The 19,092-nt window shown below is 35.5% G+C and carries 18 protein-coding genes; 10 read left to right on the top strand and 8 right to left on the bottom strand.

Going from position 1 to position 19,092, the window contains the following annotated elements; genetic code table 11:
- The first annotated feature begins 176 nt into the window (after nucleotides 1-176).
- The 5 genes from ACNART_RS05190 (at nucleotide 177) to htpX (ending at nucleotide 5,794) form a co-directional block, all read left to right on the top strand.
- Nucleotides 177-2,513 (top strand): molybdopterin-containing oxidoreductase family protein, encoded by a 2,337-nt coding sequence (locus ACNART_RS05190; protein WP_416303466.1) that lies wholly within the window; start codon nucleotides 177-179, stop codon nucleotides 2,511-2,513.
- A gap of 2 nt (nucleotides 2,514-2,515) precedes the next feature.
- Complete coding sequence (locus ACNART_RS05185; RefSeq protein ID WP_160230016.1) at nucleotides 2,516-3,067, top strand: 4Fe-4S dicluster domain-containing protein; 552 nt, start codon at nucleotides 2,516-2,518, stop codon at nucleotides 3,065-3,067.
- A gap of 2 nt (nucleotides 3,068-3,069) precedes the next feature.
- Complete coding sequence (locus tag ACNART_RS05180) at nucleotides 3,070-3,888, top strand: dimethyl sulfoxide reductase anchor subunit family protein (RefSeq protein WP_416303465.1); 819 nt, start codon at nucleotides 3,070-3,072, stop codon at nucleotides 3,886-3,888.
- Between the two features lie 303 nt (nucleotides 3,889-4,191).
- Nucleotides 4,192-4,752, top strand: coding sequence for a LemA family protein (locus ACNART_RS05175; RefSeq protein ID WP_196532269.1), 561 nt, complete (start codon nucleotides 4,192-4,194; stop codon nucleotides 4,750-4,752).
- A gap of 76 nt (nucleotides 4,753-4,828) precedes the next feature.
- Nucleotides 4,829-5,794 carry a zinc metalloprotease HtpX gene (gene htpX / locus ACNART_RS05170; RefSeq protein WP_196532270.1) on the top strand — a complete coding sequence of 322 codons (966 nt, stop codon included), beginning with the start codon at nucleotides 4,829-4,831 and terminating at the stop codon, nucleotides 5,792-5,794.
- 100 nt (nucleotides 5,795-5,894) lie between these two features.
- On the opposite strand, the gene ACNART_RS05165 is transcribed toward htpX, so the two are convergent.
- From ACNART_RS05165 to ACNART_RS05150, 4 genes are all read right to left on the bottom strand, one after another.
- On the bottom strand, nucleotides 5,895-6,077 hold the full coding sequence (locus tag ACNART_RS05165; RefSeq protein WP_198619389.1) for a DUF2526 family protein: 183 nt from the start codon (nucleotides 6,075-6,077) through the stop codon (nucleotides 5,895-5,897).
- An 87-nt stretch (nucleotides 6,078-6,164) separates the two neighbouring features.
- Nucleotides 6,165-7,397: an MFS transporter gene (locus ACNART_RS05160; protein WP_198619388.1), complete on the bottom strand. Its 1,233-nt coding sequence runs from the start codon at nucleotides 7,395-7,397 to the stop codon at nucleotides 6,165-6,167.
- A 185-nt stretch (nucleotides 7,398-7,582) separates the two neighbouring features.
- The gene (locus ACNART_RS05155; RefSeq protein WP_109371619.1) at nucleotides 7,583-8,353 is read right to left on the bottom strand and encodes an ABC transporter permease; all 771 of its coding nucleotides are present in this window, start codon (nucleotides 8,351-8,353) and stop codon (nucleotides 7,583-7,585) included.
- The gene (locus ACNART_RS05150; RefSeq protein WP_109371621.1) at nucleotides 8,350-9,285 is read right to left on the bottom strand and encodes an ABC transporter ATP-binding protein; all 936 of its coding nucleotides are present in this window, start codon (nucleotides 9,283-9,285) and stop codon (nucleotides 8,350-8,352) included. Before ACNART_RS05150 ends, ACNART_RS05155 begins: the two co-directional genes overlap by 4 nt.
- 848 nt (nucleotides 9,286-10,133) lie before the next feature.
- Between ACNART_RS05150 and can the strand changes: the two genes are divergently transcribed.
- From can to ACNART_RS05135, 3 genes are all read left to right on the top strand, one after another.
- Complete coding sequence (can, locus tag ACNART_RS05145; RefSeq protein WP_072070989.1) at nucleotides 10,134-10,787, top strand: carbonate dehydratase; 654 nt, start codon at nucleotides 10,134-10,136, stop codon at nucleotides 10,785-10,787.
- Between the two features lie 146 nt (nucleotides 10,788-10,933).
- Nucleotides 10,934-11,245, top strand: a complete 312-nt coding sequence (locus ACNART_RS05140) for a type II toxin-antitoxin system HigB family toxin (RefSeq protein ID WP_198630227.1) — start codon at nucleotides 10,934-10,936, stop codon at nucleotides 11,243-11,245.
- Nucleotides 11,242-11,658: a type II toxin-antitoxin system HigA family antitoxin gene (locus tag ACNART_RS05135; protein WP_368927338.1), complete on the top strand. Its 417-nt coding sequence runs from the start codon at nucleotides 11,242-11,244 to the stop codon at nucleotides 11,656-11,658. The genes ACNART_RS05140 and ACNART_RS05135 overlap by 4 nt, the downstream gene beginning before the upstream one ends.
- 56 nt (nucleotides 11,659-11,714) lie before the next feature.
- Here ACNART_RS05135 and hpt read toward each other — a convergent pair whose 3' ends face one another.
- Entirely contained in the window at nucleotides 11,715-12,257 is a 543-nt protein-coding gene (hpt, locus tag ACNART_RS05130; RefSeq protein ID WP_151434361.1) for a hypoxanthine phosphoribosyltransferase, read from the bottom strand.
- A gap of 159 nt (nucleotides 12,258-12,416) precedes the next feature.
- Nucleotides 12,417-13,997: a multicopper oxidase CueO gene (gene cueO / locus ACNART_RS05125; RefSeq protein WP_368887511.1), complete on the bottom strand. Its 1,581-nt coding sequence runs from the start codon at nucleotides 13,995-13,997 to the stop codon at nucleotides 12,417-12,419.
- Between the two features lie 213 nt (nucleotides 13,998-14,210).
- Here cueO and ACNART_RS05120 point away from each other — a divergent pair, with 213 nt between their 5' ends.
- The gene (locus ACNART_RS05120; RefSeq protein ID WP_198630229.1) at nucleotides 14,211-14,561 is read left to right on the top strand and encodes a YacC family pilotin-like protein; all 351 of its coding nucleotides are present in this window, start codon (nucleotides 14,211-14,213) and stop codon (nucleotides 14,559-14,561) included.
- Nucleotides 14,562-14,674: 113 nt separating this feature from the next.
- Here ACNART_RS05120 and ACNART_RS05115 read toward each other — a convergent pair whose 3' ends face one another.
- On the bottom strand, nucleotides 14,675-15,712 hold the full coding sequence (locus ACNART_RS05115; RefSeq protein WP_196532273.1) for an AbrB family transcriptional regulator: 1,038 nt from the start codon (nucleotides 15,710-15,712) through the stop codon (nucleotides 14,675-14,677).
- Nucleotides 15,713-15,825: 113 nt separating this feature from the next.
- Here ACNART_RS05115 and ACNART_RS05110 point away from each other — a divergent pair, with 113 nt between their 5' ends.
- Nucleotides 15,826-16,236: a GNAT family N-acetyltransferase gene (locus ACNART_RS05110; RefSeq protein WP_416303464.1), complete on the top strand. Its 411-nt coding sequence runs from the start codon at nucleotides 15,826-15,828 to the stop codon at nucleotides 16,234-16,236.
- A gap of 22 nt (nucleotides 16,237-16,258) precedes the next feature.
- Here ACNART_RS05110 and ACNART_RS05105 read toward each other — a convergent pair whose 3' ends face one another.
- Entirely contained in the window at nucleotides 16,259-18,553 is a 2,295-nt protein-coding gene (locus ACNART_RS05105) for a hypothetical protein (RefSeq protein ID WP_416303463.1), read from the bottom strand.
- Nucleotides 18,554-19,092: the final 539 nt, after the last annotated feature.

The raw sequence follows: 19,092 nt of genomic DNA, 5'->3' as shown, positions 1-19,092 counted from the left end.
TTCTTTTTTTGTCATTTTTACTAGTTTATTTCACTAAAACCTTATTTTAAATAGGGCTTTTTAATCATTTTCTATCGATTATTTTCTTTGTCTATTTTTAGATGATCTAACTCAAGGTTAACTATATATGAATTGAGTTTATATATAGTTAACTTTTCTTGTGCGTGAGAATGTCTATGTCTAAAAATCAAAAATGGGAATTAAATAGAAGAACGTTGTTAAAAGGAATGGGCGCTATTGGCGTGGCCGCTCTTTCTCCTAACGCGTTCAGTCTAGTTAATGAAAATAAACCCATATATAACCAAAAAGTACGGATCAAATTATCCGAATATAAAACCTTTCGTTCAACCTGTGCGATGGAATGTTTGCACTGTAACCTAACAGCTTTTACACATAATGGGCAACTTATCAAAGTTGAAGCCACTGAAGGCTTTAATGTGAAATGCTGTTTGCGTGGTATGAGCCGAACTAAGTGGGTATACCATAAAGATCGTTTAACCACACCTTTATTACGTGTTGGCGAAAAAGGGAAAGCCGACTTTAAACCGATCAGTTGGAATGAAGCGCTTGATCTTATTGAAAAGAATATCAGAGAAACCATTGATAAGTTTGGCAATGAGGGGCTATTTATCTCCACTCATGCAGGCAATATGGACTCGATTAAAAACGATATGGGTAAAGCGTTTTTCGATTACTTAGGAGGCTCCACAAAACAAGCTGGCTCTTTATGCTGTTCTGCTGTAACCGCAGCGATGATCCCAATGGTGGGTCTACGCTATGCAGATACTCGAGATACGGTAAAAGATAGTCGCTATATTCTTTGTTGGGGTAATAACCCAGCAGTCACTATGCAAGCCTATTTTAAAAACTACAACCAAGCTCGCCGAAATGGCGCCAGAATGGTGGTTATTGATCCTCGCTTTAATGAAACTGCGGCTAAAGCCGATGAATGGATCCCTATTGTACCTGGTACAGATACCGCACTCGCTTTAGGAATGATCAAAATTATCATTGAAGAAAATCTCACTGATAAACCTTTTTTACGGGCGCATACCGGTGCCGTTTACCTTGTTGACTCACAACAAAAACTATTACGCCAATCTGATGATGATAAAGATAGCTATCTGGTTTTTGATACATTAAGTCAGCAACTTGTTCACCATGAAACAGCGAATATTGTTCCTGCGTTAACTCATGATGAACTGCCTGCTAATGCTGACTATGTGACAGTTTTTGAGCGAATTTATCAACAAGCACAACCTTGGACTATCGAAAAAACCAGCCAAGAAACGGATATTCCAAAAGAAACGATCATTCGTTTAGCTCGCGATTATGCCACCACCAAACCAGCGATGATTGTGCAAAATATGTCAGGCGCTCAACGAACAGAGTTTGGTGCTTATGTCGCAGCAAGCCAGTTTTATCTCGCCTTATTAACCGGCAATATCGGTAAAAAAGGTGCAGGAGTTTGTGATGCGGGCGGTGCTCGTCAAATGGCGAAATTTAGCCCGATTATTCCACCAGCACCTAATGCAAAACCCATTAAACCAATCCCTGTTGCAAAAGTCGGTGATTGGATTGTCAATGAAAGACCACACCCAATTAACTTTTGGTGGATCATGACAATGGGGGTGATGACGCAACTTCCTAACACAAATATGGTGCGTAATGCACTGAAAAAAGTACCTTTTGTTGTTGTCGCAGATAACTTGATGTCATCCACGGCACTTTATGCCGACCTTGTGCTTCCTGTTACCACTATTTTTGAAGATACCAGTTTAATGGCGGGTGTTCGTAGTCAGTATGTGCAATTAATGGAAAAAGCCGTTGAGCCACCAGGAGAAGCAAAACCTGATTATTGGATCTTTGCTCGCCTTGCTGAGCGTTTTGGCTTTGGTGAAGTCTTTAATCAGCCTATCGAACATTACATTGATGCTTGCCTAAAAGGCTCTGGTATTACTCGAGAAATGCTTGAAAAAGGCCCAGTACGCCCAGTTGAAGGCGATTGGATCCCATTTAAAGATGGTATTTTCCGTACTTCAACGAAAAAAGCGCACTTCTTTATTGAAGAGTGGCAGGGAAAAAATTACTCCCCTATTGTCACCTATTATCCAGTAAAAGAATCGATAAAAGGCTCACCTGAACTTGCCCAAAAGTATCCTCTTATGGCGGTACAACGCAAACTTGCCCGTAGTGTTCACTCCAGTCATGGTATGAATGAATGGATCTTAGAAGTACAGCGTAATCAGCCGAATATTCTTATCCATCCTAATGATGCCTTAGCTCGCGGTATTAAAAATGGTGAATGGGCTATCGCGTTTAATGATCGAGGTGAACACCGCGCGATTGCCGTTGTGACCACTCACATTAAGCAAGGTGTTATCTCATTAGACAATGGATGGTGGGAGCAACAAGGCGGAAGTAGTAGCCATGTCACCAATGATCACGTAGAGCCTTTAGGTAATGGTCATTGCTGTAATAGCACCTTAGTTAACGTAAGACGGGAGGCATGATCATGGCGAAGAAACAGTATGGTTTTCTGATAAATACCAAAGATTGCTACGGTTGCCGCACCTGCTCTATGGCATGTAAATCTGAAAACGTAACACCACCCGGTGTGCTATGGCGTCGTGTTCGTGAATTCAACGAAGATCAACCTAATGCACAAGCCTTTATTACTATGTCTTGTAACCATTGTGATGATCCACAATGCCTAAAAGTCTGTCCAGCTGACACTTATACCAAACGTGAGGATGGTATTGTCGTGCAAGATCATGACAAATGCATTGGTTGCCAGATGTGTATTATGGCCTGTCCTTATAATGCACCCGTTTATGATCCCGTTGAAGGCAAAACCAGTAAATGCAACATGTGCGCAGATAGACTGGATGAAGGCTTGAAACCACGTTGCGTCGAGTCTTGCCCTACGAGTGCCATCGAATTTGGTGACATTGAAGATTTACGTAAAAAACATACAACAAATTGGGCTTTATTGGAAAAACGCTATGGCGTTCCTGATCACACCATCAGTAATCCTAATATTGTCATTATTGGTATGGAGGATTAATCATGCATGATTATCAACTGCCGTTAGTCCTGTTTACGGTGATGAGTCAGTGGGGCATTGGTGCCGTATTAGCACTTTCACTGTATCAATGGCAAAACCAGACACAAAACTCAGCGATATTAAATACCAAAGCGTTACGAACAACGATTACACTGATTTGGCTAATTGAAGTTGTTGGCTCCTCAATGTCGATGGGGCATTTGGGTGATCCACTTGGCGCTTATCGTTCTGTATTAGGTATCGCTCACTCTTGGTTAAGTCGCGAAGCTATTGCCTTCGTGATGCTAAATGGATTGATTTCATTATGGGCATTAGCCAGTTGGGTACAACCTCATGCCATCCGCCGTAATAGCCTACTTGGCTTATTTTGTGGCGTTATTGGTTTGCCTGTTATTTTGGTTACGGCACAAATCTATTACCAAATGCAGGCACACCCGTTATGGCATACACCAGCAACACAAATTAGCTTTATTGGTACAGCCTTGTTGCTTGGCTTTGGCTCGATGATCCCTTGGTTACGTTTACAAGGTAAAACCATTAGCAATTCATTAAAAATAGGGACGTTAATCGGCGCATTATTAGTACTTGTGGGATTAGTTATGAGAGCACAAGTACTCGGTGCAGATGTAGCAAGCCTATTATTATGGTGGCAAGTCATTGCTAGTCTGATTATGGGTATTTGTATTATTACGTTGTCTCATAGTGCTTCATTTAGCAAAACATCGCTCTCTATTATCGCTATTTTGATGCTTTTTAGTGGCGAAATTACAGGAAGAATGTTGTTTTATGGCAATGTAATGGCGCAAGCACCTTGGTTTTAAGTATGTTATCTCTCTAGGTTAATAGCTGGGTTAAATAGCTTAGTTAGCTTGCTTATTTAACCTAGTTTTATCCCCGATGTTTCACTTGATATTTTTTTATTTACCCTAGCATTACTTTTCATTTTACCCCGAATTTATTCGGGGTATTTTTTTATCTCGCCCATATTATTGATTTTACCTTATCAGTACTCTTTTTATCTTTGTTGAAATAATCATCTGGCTATCTTTATCAATAATAGGCAAAATTAACATTAATAATTTAGCACAATTCCCTGTTTACTATTAGAAAAGAGAGCGCTTCACATGACTGGATTAATTATTACCATCGCGTTATTAGGTCTTATTTTTTATTATTACAACCGTATTATCTCTATGCGTGAAGCGGTTATCTCAAGTGAGACTGAAATTTCGGTGCAATTAGATCGTCGTGGCAAAGTGTTTGATAGCTTATTAGCCACCGTTAAAAAATACCTTAGTCATGAATCTGAAGTATTTACTAAAATAACTGAATTAAGAACACAATCTCAAAGCGCAAATACCAAAGAAGCCAAAGCGGCTGAAGATGAGTTATCAAAAATTGTCTCAAGTGGTGCCATTAATGTCGCGGTTGAAAATTACCCTGAATTAAAATCCGACACTATCATGGCGAATTTACAAGAAGAGATTGTTTCAACAGAAAATAAACTCTCTTTTGCAAAGCGCGGTTACAACCGTACTTTAGAGCAATACCGTGCTTTCATCGCCTCTATTCCTGCGGTATTTATCGTCAAAATTTTCCCAAGCCTTGTTATTGATAAAGAGTACTGGCGCCTTGATGAAGAAACCATTAAAGCAGAAGAAGCACGCCGCATTAATTTCGATTAATTTGATAGTGATAAAAGATACTTATTACTTCTAGATTGATAAAAACAGCACTTAACGGTGCTGTTTGGAGTCACTAATGGATTTCAGAAATGTTCTACGAAAAAATGCTATTCGAACTCGTTTTGTTATAGCAACATATTTACTCTTAATGCTTATGATCGGTTTGCTGGTGGATACTGCTATTGGAGCCAATCCTTATTTAGATCTTACTGATAATATGTTGGCATTTCTGACTTTCAAAACGCTCCCTATTGCAACATTAATTATTCTCGCCATCTCGATTTTATTGCTTATCTTTATTCATTTTAAAGGGCATAAAATTATGCTCACGGGAATGAATGCGCGATTAATTAGCCCTGATGACACTTTAAATGCACAAGAGCGTCAACTCCTTAATATTGTTGAAGAGCTTAGCTTAAGTGCAACTCTTGGCTACATTCCTAAACTCTATCTTCTTGATACACCAGAAGCGAATGCCTTCGCAGCGGGTTGGTCTGAGAAAAACGCCTTTATTGGTGTAACAACAGGCTTATTAAATCGCCTTAATCGCCAAGAAGTACAAGCAGTATTAGCGCATGAAACAGGGCATATTATTCATGGTGATTCACGACTAACGTTATATGTTGGTATATTAGCTAACGTTATTCTGACGGTAACAAATATCTTTGGTAGCCGCTTATATATTGCCTCTGGTAACCGTGGTGGTAAAAGTAATGATGCAGCAAGTAAAGCACGACTCATTTTAATTATTCTAAACTTGGTGTTGCCGATCATTACACAGGTGCTCTATTTCTATTTGTCCCGTACTCGTGAATATATGGCAGATGCCGCTGCGGTTGATTTAACCCAAGATAATCAAGCGATGATTAATGCATTAAAGAAAATTTCAGCACAACATGACACTGAAAATTTTGAAGATGGTTCGACGGGACGTGCTTATCGTAAAGCAGCCTTTATTTTTAATAAAGGAGATTCGTTTTTCTCAACGCATCCCTCCATTGAAAATAGGATCGCAGTGCTAGAAGGTCGAAAGACGTTTTAATTCATGTTGATACAATGTAGTAAAAAGAAAAAAGCGTTTTCACCATATTGATAAACAGGTGAAAACGCTTTTTAATTCTTATTTCTTAGCAACAGTCCGACTAACGATATTTTTCACCGTGATGGAAAATAGCCGTACGTAAACGCTCTTGTTGCTCATAACGCTGTGGAAACTCAATCGTTTTATCTTTACCTAATTCCACTAAAAGTTCATTCATGGTTTGAATACTGGTTGTGGCAATAGCATCATCAACCTGTTTAACCACTTCATCATAATGAGACATCGTTATTTCCTTTTTCTCATAAAAATCTTAACTGCTATCATATTACAAGAAAGAGAAATTCTATATTTTTAGTCGCACAAAGCATGACTAAATTGAGTTAAGTGGCTTATTTTTTGTCTCTTGCCCCAATAACATCACCGCTAATATTCCAATTACAATCGAAAAACTGAATATCAGAAATATTGAGCTTATTTCAAATTGATATTGAACCAAATATCCCACCATTAAAGGTCCTAATATTCCACCAATACGCCCTATTGCAGTTGCTGTTCCGGCACCCGTTGTCCGAATTCCATCGGGGTATTGTTCTGGTGTATAAGCATATAAAGCCCCCCAAGCCCCCAAATTAAAGAACGATAACAACATCCCGAAAATAAGCAATGTTGCAGTAGAGTCAGCCACACTGAAATAATAAGCACTAATGGCTGTTCCAGCTAAATAAGTCACTAAAACAAACTTTCGCCCATAGCGCTCAATTAACCAAGCTGCCGTAAAATAACCGGGTAACTGCGCTAATGTCATAATAAGCACGTATTGAAAGCTCTTAATTAAACTAAAGCCTTTTAACATAGCGACACTAGGCAACCACAAGAAAATACCGTAATAAGAGAAGACCACACAAAACCATAATATCCACAACATTAATGTTGAACGACGATATTGAGGTGACCAAATCAATGCCATTGATTGGCGAATAGATAAGCGTGTTTTTTTCTGTGAAGTGTGAGGAGATACAGGTTCAGGTAATTTTGAACGTAGATAAAGGGCATATACCGCAGGTAATGCGCTTAATAGCATTGCCATACGCCAGCCATAATCAGGGATAATAAAATACGCAATCAGAGCCGCAATTAGCCAACCTACCGCCCAAAAACTTTCGAGTAAAACAACAATACGACCTCGTTCGTGGGTTTCAACACTTTCACTGACAAGTGTTGAAGCAACGGGTAATTCCCCACCTAATCCCATACCAATAAAAAAGCGTAAAACAAGCACGACCATTAAAGAGCTTGCTAATGCCGTTAATCCACAACCTAAGCTAAACAATAGCAATGTGAAGATGAAAACAGGCTTTCGCCCTTTTCTATCCGCCATAATGCCAAATACAAAAGCGCCTACGGCCATACCAATTGAGTTTACACTACCAATCCAACCCAATTGTGATGCGGTTAATCCCCAATCTTCTTTTAATGCTGTGAGTAAAAAAGCCAATAGTCCCACATCCATTGCATCAAAAGTCCATCCCATACCTGCAATACATAAAAGTTTATTACGAGAGATTGCCTCAGGCGCTTTGCCTGTTTGGCTTGCCGTTGTCATTACATTTCCTTTCCATCCCCATCAAAGTGTTTAGTATACTAAACAAGAAAAACCATTTTGTTAATAGCGAAGTCATTATTTAAATAAAAATTAACATTTATGCTGAAAAAATAGCTAAAAAAAATCGGTATCTCTAATTAAGATACCGATTTCAAACTTTATAACTATCGATCGTGTTTTTTTGATTAGCTTCTTAAACCACGACCTTTTTCAATTAAATACCATGCAATAACATAAAACACAGCAATGAAAAGACACAGTACGCTAATCGTCACTGTTAAAGAGACATCAGTAATGCCCAGAAAACCATAACGGAAACCACTGATCATGTAAACAATCGGGTTTAATTTAGATACACCTTGCCAGAATTCAGGCAAGAGTGACAGTGAGTAAAACACACCGCCTAAATAGGTTAATGGTGTTAAAACAAAAGTTGGAATAATACTAATATCATCAAAGGTTTTCGCAAAAATCGCATTTAATAACCCCGCGAGTGAAAACACAATTGAGGTCATCAGTAATGTCACGACGACCATTGTCCAAGAGTGTATTTCCAATGGTACAAAAAAGAGTGAAACTACCGTCACTAATACTCCAACACAAATACCACGAGCAACACCCCCACCGACAAAGCCCGCAATAACAACATGCGTTGGAACAGGTGAAACTAATAATTCTTCAATGCTACGTTGGAATTTAGCACCAAAAAAGGAAGAGGAAACATTGGCATAAGAGTTTGTTATTACTGCCATCATAATCAGGCCAGGAACAATAAACTGCATATAATCTACGCCCCCCATATCGCCAATTCGTTTACCAATTAGGTTCCCGAAAATAACAAAATAGAGAGACATTGTTATCACTGGTGGAATTAATGTTTGCACCCAAATACGACCAAAACGGGTGACTTCTTTAATCCAAATTGTTTTGAGGGCTACCCAATACAGCTGAATCATTCCCTCTCTCCTTCTACTGTATGATCTTCATTCACTAAATGAACAAATAATTCTTCAAGACGATTGGCTTTATTTCTCATACTTAACACTTGAATACCTTGTGCATTAAGTTGAGCAAAAACACTGTTTAATCCTTGTTCTCTTTTAACATCGACTTCTAAAGTAGATGTATCAACCAAGCGATATTGATAATTTTGTAATTCAGGTAATGGGCTTTTAGGTGCTAAGTCTAAAATAAATGTTTCAGACTCTAATTTACTTAATAAACCTTTCATACTGGTATTTTCAACCAGCTCACCACGTTGAATAATACCAATATTCCGACACAGCATTTCTGCTTCTTCTAAATAGTGAGTCGTTAAAATAATGGTGGTACCTTCAGCATTTAATTGTTTTAAAAACGTCCACATTGAGCGGCGTAATTCAATATCAACACCCGCGGTAGGTTCATCAAGAATAAGCAATTTCGGTTGATGCATTAATGCACGCGCAATCATTAAACGGCGCTTCATCCCCCCCGATAAAAAACGTGCTCTATCATCACGTTTTTCCCATAAATCTAGCTGAGTTAAGTAAATTTCGGCACGTTCTAATGCTAATTTACGAGGCACGCCATAATAACCCGCTTGGTTGAGAACAATTTGTAATACGGTTTCAAACGGGTTGAAATTGAATTCTTGTGGCACTAATCCTAACTGGCGTTTTGCATTTACCATATCGGTATCGGTGTCATAACCAAACACTTTTACTTTGCCGCTACTCTTATTGACTAAAGAGCTAATAATACCAATCGTGGTCGATTTACCCGCACCATTAGGACCTAATAAAGCATAGAAATCGCCAGCCTCAACGGTGAGATTAATACCTTTTAGCGCTTTTACGCCATTGTGATAAGTTTTCGTTAACTCCGTTAACTCCAATGCATACGTCATAAGTGGGAATTACCTTTTATCAACTGCATTATTCAGCATTGACTGAGCTGAAATCAGAAAATAGCTATTCAACTAAACCTTGCTAATGCTAAGCATTGCTCACACGCTTCAATTCAGAAAATAGGCTTAGTTCAATAAGATCAAAATGGAATAAGGATATTCTAGAGAAAATAAGGTCGTAAATAAACCGTTTTAGGGTTTATGACACAAACGAATAAATAAATATTTTTTAACTATTTTAATAACAAAGAATAAGACCTGAAGAGAATGTAAATTAGCAATCAAGGCTCAAGGTTCTTTTATTTCTTACTGATATTCTGATGTTTTAATAAATTTATCCCTTAGTGCAATCATTTAGCCTAATTGATACCAATAAAATTATTGCCTTTGTTTCTCAAGTTTACTGATGAATATTATCTCGCCATTCATCACCTCAATCAATGATGTTCTTTATTTTTTATCATTTATGCTTTCAGTATAAAAATAAAACCAATAATCATAATCATTAAATTTATTTATATAATATTTATAAGTGTCTATTTTTGAATAATACAACAGTAGGCTTAACAAACAGTTATCTTTTTATACATTTGATTTACATCAAAGAATGTATTGATAAATTCATTAAACAAATGCTATAAAAAGATCTATCTTATTTGAACGCGAAAAAATATAAGCAATTATCTGTCACTTGGCTTTAAAAAGCCCTCTGATTAATTCAAAAGTAATGGTATAAAAATACCCTTTCTTAACGGATCTCTCGCATCCAACAATAACACAAGAGCTATTTCGTGTTGGCGTACTGTCAGCGCAAATGGTGGGAAACCGAATTTACAGGCAGTCACGTCATGATGAGAAAAATTGAAGAGCTGTTAGCCAATAACAAGCAATGGTCAGAATCTGTTACTGAAGAAAACCCTCAGTTTTTTAAAGATCTCTGTAAAGGTCAAAAACCTCACTTTTTATGGATCGGTTGCTCTGACAGCCGCGTTCCAGCAGAAAAATTAATTAACGCAGCACCTGGTGACCTCTTTGTTCATCGTAATGTCGCAAACTTAGTGATCCACACTGATTTAAACTGTCTTTCTGTGATCCAATATGCAGTTGATGTATTACAAGTTGAACACATTATTGTCTGTGGTCACTATGGTTGTGGTGGTATTGAAGCAGCGATTGAAGGCACTGAATTAGGTCTTATCAATAACTGGTTACTGCATATCCGCGATATTTGGTACAAGCACAGTTCCATGTTAGGTGAACTGGCACCACATGATAGATTAAACCTACTTTGTGAGCTAAACGTTATCGAACAAGTGTACAACCTTGGTCACTCGACGATCATGCAAGCAGCGTGGAAACGCGGACAAAAAGTGATGATCCACGGTTGGGTTTACGGTTTAAATAACGGTGAGCTACACGACCTTGATGTCACTTCTGATAGTCGTGAAAAACTTGAACTTTCGTATCGCCAAGCGATGGCAAAATTAAGCCATCCGCGTTAATTTACTCACCATAAAAAGTCATTAGAAGCCTTGATATTTAAAATAATATTAGGGCTTTTTCATATATTAAAAATATGAAGTTGCCTATTTGGCAACACCGAAAAAGAGTGCTATGCTGTTGTCAAATAGGAAGCAAGGGACAGGGAATGCACGTAATATCACGAGAGCCTTTTGATTTAGCATCTACACGTTTCCCCAATTGTACTCAATCACTTACTGATACTTACAGAACGCTAAAGCAGAATACTTATCAAACACCTGAAGCATTAAAAAAAATCTTCCCAAGTTTAGATAGAATGAAATATAGAGAAAAATGGTGGGTTATCAATATTGGTGGAAATACGCTAAGGATCCTATTCTTTGCAGATTTTGAACGCGACAAAATATTTGTAAAACATATTTCTACTCATGCTGAATACGATAAACTCATTGATTACTATCGGAGAACAAAAGAATGATGATTATTGATGCAATTAAGGCTGCTAATAGCCTAGTCAATATAGTTCCTATTCTTGGTCGTAGCCAATCTCGTAAAGCCTATGAAGAAGGTGTCAAATTAGTTGAATACTTAGTAGAACACGACCCAGATAATCCTTTAATTGATATGCTTTGTCATAAAATTGATGAATATGAGAATAGTGCTCCTGAATTTAGAGCATTCAATGCAAGACTAAATCAATGTGATGATGCCATTGCTGTTTTGCGTACATTAATGGAGCAATATCAATTAAACACCACTGATTTTAAAGAAGAATTAGGTTCGCGCTCTTATGTAAGCCGCATTTTAAATGGTGAACGTAATCTCACGCTAGAACATATTAAAAAACTAGCAGCTCGATTTAATTTACCTGTATCTATTTTTATTAAATAAGACCAACAAAAAACCCGCCTACAGCGGGTTTTTCACTTCTATTTTAAGTAAATTCATTACTCATCTAATAACGTTACATGCCCAATATAAGGCAGGTGGCGATAACGCTGTGCGTAATCGATGCCGTAACCGATAACAAATTTATCTTCAATGGAGTAGCCAATCCATTCAACAGGTACATCAACTTCACGGCGTGATGGTTTATCCAATAAAGTACAGATAGAAATAGAAGCTGGCTCACGTAAGCTTAAAATCTCTTTAACGCGATTTAAGGTATTACCTGAGTCAATAATATCTTCAACAATCAGAACATCTTTACCACGAATATCTTCATCGAGATCTTTAATGATTTTAACGTCACGCGTTGACGTCATACCATTACCGTAACTTGATACAGTCATAAAATCGACTTCGTGGTTCACATTAATTTCACGACATAAATCTGCCATAAAAATAAAAGAACCTTTTAACAAGCCGATTAAGACAAGATCGTGTTGTTCTTGACGTGGGCGGTAATGTTCTGTGATTTCACGACCTAGCTCAGCAATACGCTGTTTGATCTCTTCTTCAGAGATCATGACATCAACAATATGTTTCATGATTTATTTCGATTGGGTTAACGGGGAAAGCAAACGATTGTACCAGAACTTCCTTCATCATGCGATGATCTGATTTAATGAAAATAAAGACACAAAATATTAATCTTGTGCCTTCCATTAGTTTATCTTACTGATATTAATGGTTTTTACAGTGTTTGATTATTTACTAACGGTAAAACCCGCCATCATACCGGTATCTTCATGCTCTAATAAATGGCAGTGCGCCATAAATGGATGCGCTTTTGTGGCTAAATGATCGAATTTCACCAAAATTTCGCTAAATTGACCTTCAACTTTCACGATATCTTTCCAGCCTTGGCGATGTTTTTCTGGTGCTCGACCATTTTCAGATAAAATACGGAATTGCGTACCATGCACATGGAATGGATGTAACATCATGTCACCACGACCAGAAACAACCCAACGTTCATAAATACCCTGTTTCACATCGAATGCAGGCTCTGTCATTGAGAATGGAATACCATTGATACTATTAGCAGTATAAATATCTAGATCTCCATTACCATGGCCACAATTCATTCCACCGCCCATCATGCCATTGCCATTACCTTGGCGCATATGACTCATTCCATGATGAATGCCCGCTAATGCTTTATCACCATAACGCTCTGTTAATGCCATCATACCTTGCATATCTAAACGCATATCCATACGTAAATGTAATGTACGAGTTGCAATGTTACTGAGGGTTGGCAATGCTGGAATTAATGCTAATTGATCGGGTAAAGTACCTTGTGCTTTTTCTGCTGACGGTAATAAACGTAATACAGGTAATACATTATCAAACGGTGCTAACACCATGCCCATTTGACGTACAGGTAAAGTGACAATATCAAAATCACGACCATCTGAGGTATCCACTAAAACCTCAAAACGCTCTCCCATTAAAATAGGGAGTTCTGTCACTTTTACAGGTTCTGCTAATAATCCACCATCACTGGCGATCACATACATGGGTCTGCCATCACTAGTGGCCAGATTTAAGCTACGTGCATTACATCCATTTAAGAATCGTAATCTTACCCAGCCTTTTGGCACAATATGCTGTGGTTGGATCGCCCCATTGGTCAACATCATATCGCCAAACCAGCCAATCGCCGCACTCATCACATCAAGCTGATAATCAATTTGTCCTTCACTATCTAAACGTTTGTCTTGCAAAATAACGGGTAAATCATCAATACCCCAGCGATTAGGTAATTTTCGGCTTGTGGTTTCATCATCTTCAATAATCACTAATCCGCCTAACCCCATAGCCACTTGTTGACCTGTTACACCATGCGTATGAGGATGGAACCAACACGTTGATTCAACTTGGTTTGGTGTAAAAGTCACTGTGCGAGATTTCCCAGGTGCAATCGTTGCTTGAGGGCCGCCATCTTCTTCGCCACTAATTTCAAGCCCATGCCAGTGAACGGTTGTCGTTTCGGGGAGTTGGTTATTGATATTGATAGTGACAGGTTGACCACGTTTCAATTTCAATGCAGGCCCTAATAAACTGCCGTTATAACCCCAAGTTGTTGTACTTGCCGTCGGAATAAATTGAGAAACACCTTGTTGAATATTAAGAACAATCTTTTGTTGAGCATCTGGGGTAATTTGAGGTGGAATAGCCAATGAAGGCGTGTTACTTTGGGCAAACGCAAAACGACTCCAGCTCGGTAATAATGTTACAGCACTTAATGTGGCGCCTAATTTTAAAAATTCGCGACGTTGCATAATATATTCCTTTGAATAAAAACAAGTTATTATGTATTTATCGAAATAAGATGAATAAAAAAGCTTTGTAAACTATTACTGATGCTAAAGTTTCCCCTTACTGGAAGGTCAATTTAAAACCCAACAAAATAGAAGGTCTTTGCAAAACTTTTAACTACATTAAGCCAAATAACAAAACTTGCTAAATCATCACACAAAGGAATAGCACGCCTAATGAAAAAAATGTTCGCCTTGTTCTGCACACTAACGTTTTCTTTTACTATGCTCTTTTCTTCGAGTACAAAAGCGTTAACTTACACGCAAGCAGAAGACTTGGCAGATTTAACCGCTATCTACCTTTTTCTAAATAAAGATTGTGGTTATGAGCAAATATCAAAACCTAAAATTGAAAGAGCATTAATGGTTTTTTCACGGTCACAACAATGGGATGTTAGTAATTACTCAACGTTGCCAATGAGTCAATTAAATGAAGATAGCTATAAAGATTTGAAAGGTATTGAAGTAACACACAGTAAGAAATGTCAGCTATTAGCGAATAAATCGCTAAGTCTATTAAATTATTAATACTTGTGTTAATTCACTATTGGATAAATAAAGCGAGATAACCTCTTTAAATACAGTTGTGATATAAAATGACTCATAGAGGTTATCAAAAGATTTTTCTACCTTTCTTTATGCTAATTATTTTTCTTCTGTCTATATTCGTTCCAATACAAAGCCACAGATGGAATACTTTGAATAATCAGCATTCGAAAAATATGATTCGACATAACAAAAGCCGCATCTACATTCATGGTTATCGCAGCAAAAGTCATTGCTTCCATACTTCCCGGCGCCCAAGCTAATACTAACGTTGCCCAAGGCACACCTGTTAGATAAGCCGCCCCATACGCCACAATCACGGTTAAAATCACATTAATAATCACAACTTGCACAGAAGAAAATGCATTTTTAATCAGTGATGAAAGCGGGAAAACAACAAAATGTGCGCCAATATTCATACCAATTAATACCATGCTCAATTCATTAAGAAGCATTGGAAACGTAATAGGCTCACTCACAAAAGATTGAACCAATATCGCGCTGCCTAATGAGGTCAGCATAAAAGGTGCAGGAAATCGGATTTTCTGTAATAAAAGCCCAGAGCCCAACCCTAACGCAATAATCAACAATAACCACAACAGAGAAATTATCGTCATTTCGGGTATTGCAAATTCAGGCATATTGGCTTTATCGGCTCCCACAATAAAACCCGCCATAATAATCAGCACCATTAAACGAATGGTATGAGAAATAACGATTTTTTGTGGTGGTGTTTTAGTATGATCAGTAAGAGCCAAAATAGCCGCCATCGCACCGGGTACGGCACCTAACATCGACTCTTCTTTTGTCCAACCGATATGACGATGAAACCAAAAGAAACTCACAAAAAACTGAATGGCTAAACAAACAACTAATGTCAGTAATAGAATAATTAAGTTATCAGCACTGCCTAAATGAACTTGATTAAACATTAAGCCAACCGACGAACCTAAAGTCAGTTGAATAAATGTCAATGTGTGCTTAGGCACTGACAGTTCCCATTTAAAGCGATAAGCAATGATGACAACAATAATCGGCCCAAACATCAGTGCCATAGGTAAACCAGAAAGGGTTAGCACACCACCAATTAATGCACAAAACAAAATACCCGGTAGAGTTTTCAAAAACGACATGTTGTGTTATCCAGCTTTTTTAATTATTGTTTCCATCCTAGCATTTGTATAAATATTTAATAACCAAATAGTGATAATGTAATTATTATTTTTTTTAATGCATAGAGCCGATTATGTCGCTGAAAATAACCACAAATCCCACATCAAATGAGATCAATGAAATTTATGAAGGTTTATTAACACATAACCTCAACTATATTCATATGGATCAATACACACCACTTGCGGTCTTTAAGGAAGAAAATGGTAAAAAGATGGGTGGGATAACAGGTGATATTTTAGGAAATTGGTTACGTATTCGTTATTTGTGGGTAGATAAAGCCTATCGAGGAAAAAATATAGCAACAGAATTACTGCAAGCTATGGAATTTGCTGCAAAAGAAAAAGGTGCCAAATATGCTGAAGTGGATACCTTTAGTTTTCAAGCCCTGCCTTTTTATCAAAAGCAGGGATTTGAAATATTTGGCACGCTAGAGAACTATCCAATTAGTGATAAGAAGTATTATTTAAGGAAAAAACTTTAACGCTAGTCTTATTCTTTAATATCTATTTTTTTGATAGCTCATTGATTTTATCAATGATATTTTTTATATCGCCTTTAATTTTCTCTTTTACCTCACTTATTTTAGACTCTAACATTCTATTTTGTATCTCAATTTCTTTTTGATCGTTATTTTCATCGAGTTTTTTCTTATTAATTTTATTACTTTTAGAATCAATTACTCTGCCTGCTTTCAACTTAAATATTACATCTTTTATTTCCTTTATTTTTTTCAAGTTTCCCTTTATTATCTCATCATCAATAATATATTTTAAACTTTTAGCCACTTTCTTGTTATCATAATCCACTCTTAAATAGGTAACTCTATTTTCACTTATATTAAAACTAACATTTTCAATGTTTTTATTTTTATTTTTGTAGTCTTTAATCAAGATAATATTTTCATCTTTTATTTCAATGTTATTCACGGAATCAATATCAATAGAATGCTCTGTTCTTAATTCACCTTCAAAATTATCATCAATTACACCTCTTCCATTAGCTATGTTATTTTGTTTTGAATTTTTATTATTACCTTCACTTAATGTAATTTTATTGCCGGTGATTTCTTTAGATTGTTTAATATCATGATTACTGATATTATCATCGATACTGATATTATTAGTTTTTATTTTTTCTCTACGTTTTGATCCTTCATTAATTACATTTAAGTTGCTAATATAATTTTCATTTGCTTGTTGGTTTTCTTTACTGTATCGCGCTTTTGATTCCTCTAATTTTCCTTTAAGCAAATGTATTTGCTCCTGTAATTCTTTTGATTTTTTAGTACTTTCAATGTATTTGTCATTTAACTTATTTTTAGATATATTGTTAGAATCAATAATCATATTTTTTTTATTAATATACTTATTTTTTAACTCTTGAACTTTACTTAATTCTGAATTAGTTACAATTCCATTTGTAGTATTATACGATAAGCTTTTAACCTTATTAAGAATATCAGACATATCACTACTTATCTCATTTACACTATTTTCTAAAGATGAAAACAATTCGTCTACATTTAATTCGTCAACATTATTTTCATGTAACTGCGATGTAATATCGATATCTTCACTTTCTACTAATGGCGTACTCTCATAATTAACTGATAAAGGCTTATCAACAATATTAGAATTTCTTGATTTTTGTTTAAAAATATCACTTAACCTATTAATTTCATTATCTAAATAATCATTTTTTGAATTTAATATTATTTTATCAAGGTCTTTTATCAAACCATTAATGATAGTTTTCTTATCTTCAATATTAAAAACTTGTATATCCTTTAGACTATTATTCAAAATTTCCAAATCATAATTTAAAGTATCTTTTATACTTTTAAAATTATCTTTGTTTTCATTATCTAATATTTTATTAATTTCTTTAAAAAGTTGACTTATTTCATTTTTGTATGAATCAATATTATGATAAAATTCACTACTTGATTTTATATTTTTTAAAATATCCTCCTCTTCAAAATCTATTTGACTTAATGCCTCAGAAATATCATTAAGCCTACTTTTTATATTATTTATATTATTCACATAAGATTCAAATTCAGAATAAAAACCTTCATGTAAATTTATTATTTCTTCTTCTTTAAGCTCCATTTCATTTAAATAATCAGAAAATTCATAGAACTTACTTTTTAACGATGATAATAAAGTATCAGGATCTTCAATCGGTTCCTTAGATAACGGAAATCCAATATCATCCATAACTTCGTTATTATTTGTATCATCAAAGCCAACACTACCATTTTCTTTTTCAAGATTTTCGTCAGAAAATAGCTCTCTTTCACCAAAAATTTCTTGTAGCCAGTCATTAGTGAAAGCTTGATTTAATTCGATTATTAAATTATCTGTATTCGTCTCTACAGATTGATTTCCCGTTATATTAAGATCCTTTGTATCTTGATCTTGCCTAACAGATATATTATCTTTTATATCAACTCCCTCTGTATTCACCTCTACACTTCTATATTTTCTAATATCATATCCATTAATATATGTATTCGTCCAATCTATCGATAATTCTTTAAAAGAAGCATTTTCATTATTTCCTAATGCTACTTTTAGTATTGTTGATAAATTATTTTTTATTCTATGACTAAGCGTTTTATCAAAATTACTCAGTATACTTAATTCATCTTCAGCGATAACAAGTAAATTAACACAATCTATAAAGTTCTCTCTTTCTTTCTCTGTTGAAAAGTTACTCATAAAATCATATCTTTTATTTAAATGAATATTTTCAAAATTAAAAATTGAATTTATTAACTTGAAAATATTTTTCATACTTTTATCATTTATTGAAGTTATTCTATTTACAATAATTTCATTTAAATATTCTACAATTAAGTTACTGTTAGAGCCTTCATTCTCTATATCATCTAGTCCTGAGAAAAAATCTTTAGCTCTTTTTACTTCAGTTAAATATTTACAGAAACTGTAAAAATCAAATTTATCATTTGCATGAGAAATTATGTTATTTATAGAATTTAAATTTTTATTTTTTATTTTTTATTTCAATATTTTTTTTATCTATTTCATTAAAAATATTACTATGTTTGTTTGTATCAACAGTATCAAATAGTTTATTGTTTTTTATATCTTTTATAAGAAAACCAATCTCTAGTTTATGAAATAAAGAAGTCAACACATGAATAATTCTCTTACCAAAAGAAGGTGAAACTGGTGTATTTCTTATTTCAGTTATTTTTTTGTAAAAATATAATCTTCCTTTTTGGGAAGATAATGCTTTTTATTTACAAATGACACGTTGGGTTTAAATAGATTTGTTTTGCTAATCATAAATCATCCACCTATATACCAAT

This window comes from Proteus sp. LHD240705, from assembly GCF_047921555.1.
GTDB lineage: Bacteria > Pseudomonadota > Gammaproteobacteria > Enterobacterales > Enterobacteriaceae > Proteus.
Note: the sequence above shows the minus strand (reverse complement) of the source record. Positions and strands in the feature narration are given on the sequence as shown.